Source organism: Anabaenopsis tanganyikae CS-531 (assembly GCF_029891675.1).
Taxonomy (GTDB): Bacteria; Cyanobacteriota; Cyanobacteriia; order Cyanobacteriales; family Nostocaceae; genus Anabaenopsis; species Anabaenopsis arnoldii.
Map to the genome: position 1 here is coordinate 1 of NZ_JANQDF010000086.1, position 12,569 is coordinate 12,569.

9 protein-coding genes are annotated in these 12,569 nt (G+C 44.0%); 6 read left to right on the forward strand and 3 right to left on the reverse strand.

The genetic code is table 11. The features are described from left to right. The 3 genes from NWP22_RS08605 to NWP22_RS08615 form a co-directional block, all read left to right on the forward strand. On the forward strand, nt 1–753 hold a 753-nt coding region (locus NWP22_RS08605; RefSeq protein WP_280801741.1), incomplete at its 5' end, for a zinc ribbon domain-containing protein. Between the two features lie 105 nt (nt 754–858). Continuing rightward, nucleotides 859–2,094 (forward strand): HhoA/HhoB/HtrA family serine endopeptidase, encoded by a 1,236-nt coding sequence (locus tag NWP22_RS08610; protein ID WP_271732474.1) that lies wholly within the window; start codon nt 859–861, stop codon nt 2,092–2,094. Between the two features lie 180 nt (nt 2,095–2,274). Beyond that, on the forward strand, nt 2,275–3,456 hold the full coding sequence (locus NWP22_RS08615) for an aldo/keto reductase (protein WP_271732472.1): 1,182 nt from the start codon (nt 2,275–2,277) through the stop codon (nt 3,454–3,456). Between the two features lie 3 nt (nt 3,457–3,459). Here the strand turns inward: NWP22_RS08615 and NWP22_RS08620 are convergent, their stop codons facing one another. Then, nucleotides 3,460–4,806, reverse strand: a complete 1,347-nt coding sequence (locus NWP22_RS08620) for a hemolysin family protein (RefSeq protein WP_271732471.1) — start codon at nt 4,804–4,806, stop codon at nt 3,460–3,462. A 289-nt stretch (nt 4,807–5,095) separates the two neighbouring features. Here NWP22_RS08620 and mfd point away from each other — a divergent pair, with 289 nt between their 5' ends. The 3 genes from mfd to NWP22_RS08635 all read left to right on the forward strand — a co-directional run bounded on the left by mfd (nt 5,096) and on the right by NWP22_RS08635 (nt 10,245). Continuing rightward, nucleotides 5,096–8,554: a transcription-repair coupling factor gene (gene mfd / locus NWP22_RS08625; RefSeq protein WP_271732470.1), complete on the forward strand. Its 3,459-nt coding sequence runs from the start codon at nt 5,096–5,098 to the stop codon at nt 8,552–8,554. 109 nt (nt 8,555–8,663) lie between these two features. Further along, a complete protein-coding gene (locus tag NWP22_RS08630; RefSeq protein WP_271732469.1) occupies nt 8,664–9,902 on the forward strand; it encodes a glycosyltransferase family 4 protein in 1,239 nt (412 codons plus the stop codon). A 103-nt stretch (nt 9,903–10,005) separates the two neighbouring features. Continuing rightward, nucleotides 10,006–10,245: a hypothetical protein gene (locus NWP22_RS08635; RefSeq protein ID WP_271732467.1), complete on the forward strand. Its 240-nt coding sequence runs from the start codon at nt 10,006–10,008 to the stop codon at nt 10,243–10,245. On the opposite strand, the gene NWP22_RS08640 is transcribed toward NWP22_RS08635, so the two are convergent. Further along, complete coding sequence (locus NWP22_RS08640) at nt 10,242–11,003, reverse strand: GDYXXLXY domain-containing protein (protein ID WP_271732466.1); 762 nt, start codon at nt 11,001–11,003, stop codon at nt 10,242–10,244. The two genes, NWP22_RS08635 and NWP22_RS08640, sit on opposite strands and share 4 nt — an antisense overlap. Nucleotides 11,004–11,142: 139 nt before the next feature. Further along, on the reverse strand, nt 11,143–12,564 hold the full coding sequence (locus NWP22_RS08645; protein ID WP_271732464.1) for a DUF2157 domain-containing protein: 1,422 nt from the start codon (nt 12,562–12,564) through the stop codon (nt 11,143–11,145). Nucleotides 12,565–12,569: the final 5 nt, after the last annotated feature.

A 12,569-nucleotide genomic window follows, 5' to 3' on the forward strand; every position in this document is an offset into this window, starting at 1 on the left:
ATTTACCACACTATATTAGGTAAGGCAACCTTGAAAGAAGCCTTACCACAAAGCTTTGGCGACTGTCGTTTAGTATTTGCATACGGTGATTACTATTTGACAGTTCCAGAGGATGTGCTGCAACAGAAGTCTGATAACCAAGGACGTGTTGTAGCACTTGACCCCGGCATCAGAACATTTATCACCTTCTTTTCTGAATGTAGTTTTGGTGAAATTGGCACATCTGCTAATCTGGGAATTCAGAAACTATGTTTTCGTTTAGATAAGTTAATTTCTAAATTCACTAAAGCCAAGTGCAAACAAAGAAGAAGGATGAAACTTGCTGCTAGTAGACTGCGAGGTAAAATCAAAAACCTTGTAGACGAATTGCACAAGAAAACTGCTCGATTTTTGGTTGATAACTTTGACATGATTTTACTGCCAACCTTTGAAACATCCCAAATGTCTCAGAAGGCGAAACGACGAATTAGGTCAAAGTCAGTGCGCCAAATGTTAACACTCTCTCACTACCGATTTAAGCAGTTTCTCAAGCATAAGGCTTTTGAGACTAATAAAGTAGTGATGGATGTGAACGAAGCGTACACATCAAAAACAGTCAGTTGGACTGGTGAAATCATCCCCAACCTTGGTGGTGCTAAGTTCGTTAAGTCTCCATCTGATGGGCGGGTAATGAGCCGGGACATGAATGGTGCGCGAGGGATTTTCCTTCGTGCATTGGTTGATACGCCCTCTCTTCAAGAGTGTATTTGTTAATGAATGTTAGCAAAAAAGTATCGGTTATCATCGATTTTGTCAAAATAAATGTAAATAGATGTTTCAAAACGTCTCACAATTAACCTTCTAGATTAGGTTGTGATTATGCGATTTTCTCAAGTAGGCGGTTTTCTACGTCAATTCAGTTCTTATCTGTTAGCCATAATTGTAGGCGTGGGGCTAACGTTGGGTACTTTTCATGTGTTACCGTCCCAAGCAGACCCAGCGCCGACTGTGGTCAGGGGTGAGGATGATATGACTATACCAACCCCAATATCAGATATCATCCCTCAACAGGAATCCCCAGCAAAAGCGGCTATAGGTAGCACTAGCTTTGTTACCGCAGCTGTAAATCGTGTGGGAAATGCAGTGGTACGTATTGACACAGAACGCACCATTACTCGTCGCATCGACCCATTTCTGGAAGACCCATTCTTCCGGCGATTTTTTGGTGATATCCCCCAACAGTTACCCACTGAACAGTTGCGCGGTTTAGGTTCTGGGTTCATTATTGATAAACGTGGTCTGATTTTAACCAATGCCCATGTAGTAGACCAAGCTGATAAAGTCACAGTCCGCCTCAAGGATGGTCGCACTTATGAAGGCAAAGTTAAAGGGATTGATGAAGTTACAGACTTAGCAGTGGTGAAGATTAACCCTGACCAGGATTTACCGGTGGCGGCTTTGGGTTCTTCGGATACAGTACAAGTGGGAGACTGGGCGATCGCAGTGGGTAATCCTTTAGGATTTGATAACACCGTCACTTTGGGAATTGTCAGCACTCTCAAACGTTCTAGCGCCCAAGTTGGGATCGCTGACAAACGCTTAGACTTTATTCAAACCGATGCGGCGATTAATCCTGGTAACTCCGGGGGTCCACTATTAAATGAGCGTGGGGAAGTTATCGGCATTAATACTGCTATTCGTCCTGATGCTATGGGTATTGGTTTTGCTATTCCCATTGATAAGGCTAAGGCGATCGCTTTAAAATTGCAACGTGATGGCAAAGTGATTCACCCCTATTTGGGTGTACAAATGATTACTTTAACCCCCCAGCTAGCAAGGCAAAATAATCTTGACCCTAACTCTCCTATTCAAATCCCAGAAGTTAATGGTGTTTTGGTGATGCGAGTTATACCAGATTCACCTGCGGCAATTGCGGGTATCCGACGCGGTGATGTGATTGTACAAGTTGACCGGGAATCAGTCACCAGTGCTGATAATTTACAGAATCTTGTAGAAAATAGTCGCCTTGGTCAAGTCTTACAAGTCAAGGTGCAACGCGGTAATCAGATACAAGTAATTTCAGTCCGCACGGCTGAGTTACAAGATGCTGCTTAGTGGGTGTCAGCTAGGGTGGGCATCATGCCTACCCTGGAAGATGGATACTTGGAGTGGGAATTAATTGACCACAGATAAACCCAGATAAACACAGATTAATCCTGAGTTGGGCTGAGTAGAAACGGCTATATCTGGGAAATTTTTGTACATTTGAATTAGTAGTAATTTCACAATTAGCTAATGTTATATAGAAGGTTTGGCCGCACGGAATTACAGATGCCTGTTTTTTCTTGTGGGGGTATGAGATACCAGTTTAAATGGCAAGATGTGCCAGACTCGGAAATTCCTGCGGATAGTCAGGCTAATCTGGAAGCAACTATTCGCCGCGCGGTGGAACTAGGGATTAATCACATTGAAACGGCTCGCGGTTATGGGACATCAGAAATACAATTGGGAAGGATATTACCTCAGTTTCCCCGGGAGGAGATAATTGTACAAACGAAGGTCTGTCCGGTTGCAGATGCCGACGAATTTCGCCAAACCTTTGAACAATCACTACAAAATCTCCAGTTAGATTACGTTGATTTACTGGGATTACATGGAATTAATCATGGGGAATCTTTGGATCATAGCATCCGTCCTGGTGGCTGTTTAGAAGTGGCGCAGCAGTTACAAAAAGAGGGAAAAGTCAAATTTATCGGCTTTTCTACCCATGGTTCTAAGGACTTGATTGTAGAAGCAATTAATACCAATAAATTTGATTATGTCAATCTACATTGGTACTACATTAATCAATGGAATTGGGAGGCAATTACAGCGGCTCAACATCACGATATGGGGGTATTTATTATTAGTCCCTCAGATAAAGGGGGGATGCTATATAAACCACCACAAAAGTTAGTTAATCTTTGCGCTCCCTTAAGTCCCATGGTGTTTAATGATTTGTTTTGTCTGAGTCATCCAGAAGTCCATACTTTGAGTTTAGGTGCTGCTAGACCCCAAGATTTTGATGAACATCTCAAGAGTTTGGAATATTTAAACCGGGCAGAGGAAATTCTGCCGCCAATTTTGCGTAAGTTAGAACAAGAAGCGATCGCTACTTTAGGAGAAGACTGGGTAAAAACTTGGGATAGTAACTTACCCACCTTTGAGGAAACACCAGGACGGGTGAATATTCCTGTGATTTTGTGGTTGTTAAATTTAGCGATCGCCTACGATTTAATTGACTATGCTAAAATGCGCTACAATCTCTTAGGTCACGGTAGTCACTGGTTTCCAGGTAGTAAAGCAGACCGCTTAGAGGAACTAGACTTACGACCATCTCTGGCCAATAGTCCCCACGCGGATAAAATTCCTCATAAGTTAGCACAAGCCCATGAAATGTTAGCTGGTGCGGAAGTCAAGCGGTTATCGAAAACTTAGGAATTACTCATTAGCAAGCTCATCATCATTCTCCCTAATCTCTACCTCGTCATCTAACTTTGGGATGACCAGGACTTTATCAACCCGGTTACTGTCCATATCCATAACTTCAATACGCATCCCCCGCCATTCAAAATAGTCTGCAACTACAGGAATACGACCCAGATGATTGATCACAAAACCACCCAATGTTTGATAGCTACCTCTTTCGCCAATTTCCCACTCTTCAAGATGAAAAAGTTCATAAAACTGATCTATATATAACATTCCATCCAAGAGCCAGGAACCATCCTCCCGTTGTACTGCTTGGGGTTCTTCCTCCCCCGGTTCCTCTGGAACATCACCGACGATTTCGCTCATGATGTCGTTAAGAGTTACTAATCCTTGAATTACACCATATTCATCCACTATCAAAGCCATGTAAGTAATGGTTTGTTTAAACAATTCCAATACTTTTAAACCGCGTGTGATTTCTGGTACATAGACAGGTGGCCGCAATCCCACTGTTAAGTCCATGGGTTCACTGCGGAAACACCTGGCTAGTAAGTCGGTAACTGGAATTATCCCCAAAACATTGTCTAATCCTCCCTGACAAACTGGATACCTAGAATAGGCACTTTCAATGATCTTTTGGCGGTTTTGTTCCAGTGAGTCCTCTAAGTCCAGCCAAACAATATCAGGACGGGGTGTCATAAAAGAACTCACAGGGCGATCGCCTAAACGAAAAACTCGCTCAACCATATCTTGTTCCGCCTCCTCAAAGGTTCCGGCTTCCGTTCCCTGTTCAATTAAAATCTTAATTTCTTCCTCCGTAACCTGTGGACCCAGATGGGGCGTCATCCCCAATCCTCGCACTATTATATCAGTAGAAGCACTGAGGAAATACACCAATGGTGAAGTAAATGCGGCTAGGCGTTGCATGGGAATAGCGATAAACTTGGCAATTGCTTCTGGGTTATTTAATGCCAGACGTTTTGGTAATAATTCACCAATAATCATGGAAAAATAGGTAATTATGACAACTACTACCGCGAAAGCTAGGGGTTGACTATAAGATGCCAAGAAGGGAATCAAACGTATATATACTGAGATTCTAGTTGTAATGATTGCTCCTAACCAAGCCCCTGTGAGGATAATTGAGAGGTTAATTGCTAATTGAATGGTGGAGAGAAAATCATTTGGCGACTCAGCTAGTGCTAAGGCTACCCGGGCTTTGGCATCTCCTTGATTCGCCAGCTGCTGTAACCTAAGTTTACTTGCCGAGACCACTGCCATCTCCGCCAGAGAAAATACACCATTAGCTATAATTAGCGCCAAAAGGACCAACATTTCAAACGTGATGGAGGACATTTTTGAGAATTGCCACTGAATCTAGGTGAAGGTGAGAAGCTCATACACCTTTTAGTATTTAGTAATCATAGGAGGGCTTTTACCGCTGTGTTGGTGATTGTCGAGAATTAATAAGAAAAATTAACCACAGATGTACAAAAATGTCATTGGTCATGACCCCTCTGGCTCCAGGTAAGTGAGGACAATTCTGTAAGTGAAGTTAATAACGGCTGGAACACTCTTAAAATGGTGAATATAAACTAACTGTAATTTCTGTGATTTTTAAGGACTTCCTCCTGTAGTAAAACTTATGGCATTTTCTTCTATTGTGCGCGCCTTGGGGCGATCGCCTCTCAACACTGAATTACTTTCTCAGTTAAATCGCCAACAAGAATTGCGGTTAAATGGCATTTCTCGCCTACCCAAAGGTCTAATAGCTTCAGCATTGGCCCAAAATTCTGGCAGAAATTTATTGGTAGTAGTTCCAACTCTGGAGGAAGGCGGACGCGCTTATGCACAGTTGGAGGCTATGGGATGGCAGACGGTGCATTTTTACCCCACTTCCGAAGCGTCTCCTTATGAACCCTTTGACCCGGAAACGGAAATGACTTGGGGACAGATGCAAGTTCTGGCTGATTTGGTAAATGGGAAGGGGGAAAGCAACACCAATCTTGCAATTGTCGCTACTGCTGGGGCGTTACAACCCCATTTACCACCACCAGCAGCTTTTATACCTTTCTGTCTGACGGTGAAGCGGGGGATGGAGTTTGACCTGGATACCTTCGGGGCAAAAATTACCAATTTGGGGTATGAAAGAGTACCACTGGTGGAAACAGAAGGTCAATGGAGTCGGCGCGGTGATATTGTCGATGTCTTTCCTGTTTCTTCGGGAATGCCAGTTAGATTAGAGTGGTTTGGTGACGAGATTGAGAAAATCCGCGAATTTGATGCTGCTAGTCAACGTTCTGCCCTGGATAAAATTGACCAAATTACCCTGACTCCTACTAGTTTTGCTCCTATTGTCTGGGAAGCATTACAAGATCAGGTTGAGGGGAAATCAGACTCGGAACTTCTAGAAGGGAGTCGTCGTTTTCTGGGGTTGGCTTTCACAAAACCAGCATCACTCTTAGATTATTTAAGTGAAAATACCCTGATTGCTGTTGATGAACCAGAACAGTGTCGTGCACATAGCGATCGCTGGGTAGAAAATGCCCAGGAACAATGGGGTATGAGTCATAGGGAAGAATCTAGCCCGATTTTCTCAGAGTTACCCAAAATTCATCGGTCTTTTGATGAATGCCTCATAGATGTAACTAAGTTTAAAACTTTATATTTATCTGAATTAGCCGAAGAGAACAGTGGTATAAATCTTGCTAGCCGCTCATTGCCGGTAACACCACACCAATTTGGCAAGCTGGCGGACATTCTGCGACAAGAACGCGATCGCAATTTCTCCATTTGGCTGATTTCTGCCCAACCTTCCCGTTCTGTCTCTCTACTACAAGAACACGATTGTCCGGCGCAATTTGTCCCCAATCCGCGGGACTACCAAGCAATTGATAAATTACAAATTAACCATATACCTACAGCCATAAAGTATTCCGGTTTAGCGGAACTAGAAGGTTTTATCCTGCCTACATTTCGACTGATAGTCATCACTGATCGGGAATTTTACGGACAGCATTCCCTGGCCACACCGGGATATATCCGCAAGCGTCGCCAAGCCATTTCCAAGCAAGTAGACCCCAATAAGCTGCGTCAAGGTGATTATGTAGTTCACAAAAGTCACGGAATCGGTCAGTTTATGAAGTTGGAAAGCTTAACTATTAATCATGAAACCCGTGATTATCTGGTGGTGCAGTATGCTGACGGTATCCTCAGAGTTGCTGCTGATCAAGTCGCTGCTTTATCTCGGTTTCGCCGCACGGGGGACAAACCACCAGAACTGCACAAAATGACTGGTAAGGCTTGGGAAAATACTAAAAACCGAGTTCGTAAGGCCATCAAAAAGTTGGCGGTGGATTTGCTAAAACTGTACGCAGCTCGATCTAAACAACAAGGCTATAGTTATCCCCAAGATATGCCTTGGCAAGAAGAAATGGAAGACTCATTCCCCTACCAAGCGACTATAGATCAGCTCAAAGCTGTACAAGATGTCAAACGAGATATGGAAAGCGATCGCCCCATGGATCGTTTAGTTTGTGGGGATGTGGGTTTTGGTAAAACAGAGGTGGCAATTCGGGCTATTTTCAAGGCTGTCACTGCGGGTAAGCAAGTTGCACTACTTGCACCCACGACAATTTTGACTCAGCAGCACTACCACACCCTCAAAGAACGCTTTGCTCCTTACCCGGTAACTATTGGCTTACTGAATCGTTTTCGCAGTGCTGAAGAACGCCGCACCATTCAAAAGCGATTAGCCACGGGGGAATTAGATATAGTTGTCGGTACACACCAAATTTTAGGTAAGAATGTCACTTTTCGTGATTTAGGACTGTTGGTGGTGGATGAAGAGCAACGGTTTGGGGTGAATCAAAAGGAAAAAATTAAAACCTTAAAAACTCAAGTTGATGTCCTCACACTTTCGGCTACTCCCATTCCCCGTACCTTATATATGTCTCTGTCAGGGATTCGGGAAATGAGTTTAATTACCACACCACCTCCTACCAGAAGAGCTATTAAAACCCACCTAGCGCCATTAAACCCGGAAATGGTGCGCACGGCAATTCGTCAGGAATTAGACAGAAGAGGGCAAATATTTTATGTAGTTCCACGGGTGGAAGGCATCGAAGAACTGACAACTAATTTACGGCAAATGATACCGGGGGCGAGGTTTGCGATCGCTCATGGTCAAATGGATGAAAGCGATTTAGAATCAACTATGCTGACTTTCAGTAATGGTGAAGCGGATATTCTCGTCTGTACAACAATTATTGAATCTGGTTTAGATATTCCCCGAGTCAACACAATCTTAATTGAAGATGCTCACCGTTTCGGGTTATCTCAATTATACCAACTGCGTGGTCGTGTGGGACGGGCGGGAATACAAGCCCATGCTTGGTTATTCTATCCCAAGCAAGAAAATTTATCTGATGCAGCACGGCAAAGACTGCGGGCGATTCAGGAATTTACCCAACTTGGTTCGGGGTATCAACTGGCGATGCGCGATATGGAAATCAGAGGTGTGGGTAACTTGTTAGGTGCAGAACAATCAGGTCAAATGGAAGCCATCGGCTTTGATTTGTATATGGAAATGTTAGAAGAGGCGATTCGAGAAATTCGCGGACAAGAAATACCCAAAGTTGATGATACTCAAATTGACCTCAACCTCACAGCATTTATTCCATCTGATTATATTCCCGACGTGGATCAAAAGATGAGTGCTTACCGGGCAGTGGCGGCGGCAAAATCTCCACAAGAATTAAAGTATATCACGGCGGAGTGGGGCGATCGCTATGGTGCCATACCAGTCCCGGCTAATCAACTTTTACGGGTAATGGAACTCAAACAGGTAGCGAAAAAGTTAGGATTTAGCCGCATTAAACCAGAGAATAAACAACACATTGTTTTAGAAACTCCCATGGAAGAACCGGCTTGGAATTTACTAGCAGCCAACTTACCAGAACATCTCAAGACCCGCTTTGTTTACTCTCCGGGTAAGGTAACGGTAAGGGGTTTAGCAGTCTTGAAAGCCGATCAGCAACTGCAAAGCTTACTGGATGCAATGCATAAAATTCAAGGTGGTGTTGCAGAGGCGGTTGTGGTTTGAGTGCTTGGGAAACAATAATTCTAGAAACTCACAATCACTAAAATGAACCTGCAAAATTTAGGGTATTTATAGCTACAATCAAATTTATCAAGTACGCTCTGTATGTGCAATGAAGGTTCTATTCATCCATCAAAACTTTCCTGGACAGTATAAGCATCTAGCCCCAGCATTAGCCCGGGATGGGCATCAAGTCGTGGGCTTGGGAGAAGCCAAGCAACCCCTTCCCCTACCGGGTGTGGAGCAGTTTGGCTATAAACCTCCCCAAAAAGGTAGTCCGACAACCCATCATTATCTCCAGGGATTTGAGGGACAGGTGCGACGGGGACAGCAGGTGCTGCGATCGCTACATAGCCTCCAGAAAAAGGGCTTTATCCCCGATTTAATTCTAGTCCATCCCGGCTGGGGGGAGGGGTTATATCTCAAGGATGTATACCCAAATGTTCCCACCATTGGGCTGTTTGAATTTTACTATCAGAGCCACGGCCATGATACTGCTTTTGATCCTGAATTTCCTTCTAGCACAGATTTAGAATGCAAAATCCGCACCCGGAACGCTAATCATCTAATTTCCCTGGAAGCACTGGATGTTGGCGTTTGTCCCACTGCGTATCAGAAGTCCTCACACCCGGTAATTTTCCACCACAAACTGGAGGTAATCCATGATGGCATTGATACAGATGTGGTCTGTCCCAATCCTGAGGTCACCGTCACCCTCAACCCCCAAGAGCAATCCCTGAGGCTCAAACGCTCCGACGAGGTAATTACCTTTATCAGTCGCAATCTGGAGCCGTACCGGGGATATCACATATTTATGCGTGCTTTACCCCGGATTTTGCGGGAACGCCCCCAGGCTCACGTGGTGATTATAGGGGGAGATGGAGTCAGCTATGGTTCAGCCCCCCCAAAGGGTAAAACCTGGAAGCAGATATATTTGGATGAGGTGAAAGACCAGTTAGACCCCCGTCGAGTTCACTTTGTTGGCCAATTGCCTTATTACCAACTGCTGGGACTATTTCAAGTTTCCAGTGTCCATATATATTTAACCTATCCCTTTGTGCTTTCCTGGTCGATGCTGGAAGCCATGAGCTGTGGCTGTCTGGTAGTTGGTTCCCGCACTCCCCCTGTGGAGGAAGTGATTCGAGATGGGGAAACGGGTTTATTGGTGGACTTTTTTAGCCCAGGGGATATATGCGATCGCATAGGTGAGGTACTGGAACATCCCAACAGAATGCAACAAATACGGGACAATGCGCGCCAGGAAATCGTCAGTCGCTACGACTTGCGACGAGTCTGCTTACCCCAACACCTGGACTTAATTCACAAAGTCATGGGCACAGGACGTAACTAAGGACAAGTATTTTCTTGCCGGATGAATCAGTGGTCAATTTAGAGAAACAGGTGTACATTAGTTGAGGTTAGTTATCTCATCCTCACCTTGAAAGCATCCATCCATGGATAGAAAAACCAAGCGCCTGTTGTTGCTCGTTTGTTCCTGTAGTCTCGCGGGTGTAATCCTAGGGGGTACATCCAGCTGGGCAGAAAGTAATTCTTGCTTGCAATCTCAGACTGTGACTAGTGATTGTCTCACACAAGACCCCATACAAAGAACTATCCAAGGAATGGCTACAGGTTTGGTAGCAGGCGCAGGGGCGGCGGCCGGTGTATCATGGAATTTACGTCATGAGGATTAAAGGCGATAATTGCGATAGTTGCGATCGCCGTAAGCATCGCGTACCCACAAACTAACGGGTACAGAATTACCTTGAGGGTCTACTTTGACTCTAACGGTAATTGGTCGAATTTGTGGGGGTCTATTTCCTCTAGTTTGCCGAACGCTTTGGAAAATATCGTTACTAACTTGCTGCCTTTGTGGTTCTGGGAGGTAGTATGTTTCTATTCCGTAGATAATGGCATTATCTTGATAGACACCTCTTAAAGCGACTTGATTGCTGGGAAGAGATTCGGGTAAATTGCTAGTCACCCTGATTGGTCGCCAAGGACTGGGAACACCACGACCGGAGGAAATTTGTTGCTCTTGCAATATCACGTATAAGTTAGTCCCAGGGAGAAGTTGTCTGTTTCTCCCCTGATTGCTTCTGAATAAATCATTCCAACCGGGAAGCCTTCTCAAATTGTCCACGCGGGATATATTGTATTCCAAGGTGAGAAAAAAATCTTGAACCACATTATTAGGGTTTTGAGCCAGTGTTTGCAAGATTACATCCCTACCAGCAATGCTAGTATACATTGCTTGGGTGGGAACGGCCAGGATAATTCCCGTTTGAATTAAGAGGGGAACTAATAGCCGCCAAAAACGTAGAGGCTGGTTCGCTCTTTGTTCACTAGCAGTGAGGTAATCTTTAAAACTCAGCTTCTCAGAAAATTCCACTTCAGGGGATAATGTTCTAGGTGATTGCTTTCCAGTCGATTCAGAGGAATCATTTCTCATGAGCCTAGTCCTAAGATGAAGAGTTATTAGTCAAAATTGCGTCTGGATGAACTACCAGAATTAGGACTGACGCAGAGATTCTCTAAAAAGGGTAAACCACCCACCCACTTGAATGTCCCTAATTGTGACCAAACTTTAATTAGGAACTGGATTTACTAGGTAAGCGACGTTCAAACCAAAGTCCGGCAGTAATTAATGCCCAACCGCAGATCACAAATACCAGGGACTGAAAAAGTCGGTCTGTATTATACTCTATAACCCTACTAATAATTTGTAAGGTTAATAATAGCATACCTCCCCAAAATCTGCTCCTGTTGTTTAACTTTAACCCCTCTCGGATTAACCCGAATGCTAAGAAGGCGAAAAGTACATTAAAGATGAAACTGCCTAATTCATCAATGCGGGTAATAGCTAAATGCCAGAAAGGTGTAATAATGATGAAAGCCAAAAAGGTAGTAACAACAGCAAGAGTAAAAATCACTTCCCTGCGGGGGGGGTTATTTCGCAGACGCAGCATTGATAACCATTGTAATACTGCTAAACCACTGAGAACCCCTAAATCGATTACAGGCAGAGACATGAATAGATTATTGTTACTATTTGGCATCAAGGTATTCAATGTTGGGGCTACCCATTGCCAACGGAAAGACAAGACATAAAAGACTAGTCCAAAAAATATCAATGCCAGGTTACGCGCCAGAGGTTGAAATAACCTGTAATTGACTGTGGGGAAAAGTAAATCGTCATAACTCCAGAATAATGCAGGTGGCAGTGCAAAGGCAAAGGAGGCCACCCAAGGGGCTATATTGTCCAGGTTCAGCAGTGGTAGGGGATTGAGATTCAACTGCAAAGTACCAGCAAAGACAAAGGCTGCTACCACAAAAATCAAGCGAGAGCGACAAAAATATGCTAAGGGTACAAATAGTAACCATGACAATAAGGGCATATGTCGAACTGCTAAACTTACCCAATTCCAGTCAACTGTGGAAACCCCAAAGTCTTCTCTTCCCGCCCAGTAACCGATTTGGCTGAGGATAATGGCCATAATTCCCAGGGAGTTTAAACACAAACTGTAGGCCATGACTAGAACGCCAAATCCCCAGGCTAAAAACAGTTCTGCCATGGAACCGCTAATATTGAAAATCTGTGCCATGAGCAATATGTTTGCACCTAAAAAGAAGGCACTTAAAATTAGTAATCCCTCTCCCAAAATACGTTTACTTTGTTGCTGTTTTCTCTTTTCGTTGTTCCCAGATTTAGCTTCTACCCATGTAGAAAAACCCGTGATACTAGTTGAGAGAAATAAACTGATCATCAAGATAAATTTGACTTCTCGTGACCATGATTGCCAATTTGTGGCTATGAAGGTAATTATACCTAAACACAAGAGGATACTACCTATACCAATCACAGTGACCACAAAGCGATCGCGTGATGCTGCTTCTAGGTTCTTAAATCGATAACGTTCTGCTAAGTTTTCGTACTGGGAAGCGCTAATTAGCCCTTCATCTCGCCATAATTGCGCTTCTCGGCGTAATTTATCCGGGAAATTATCGAACATTTATC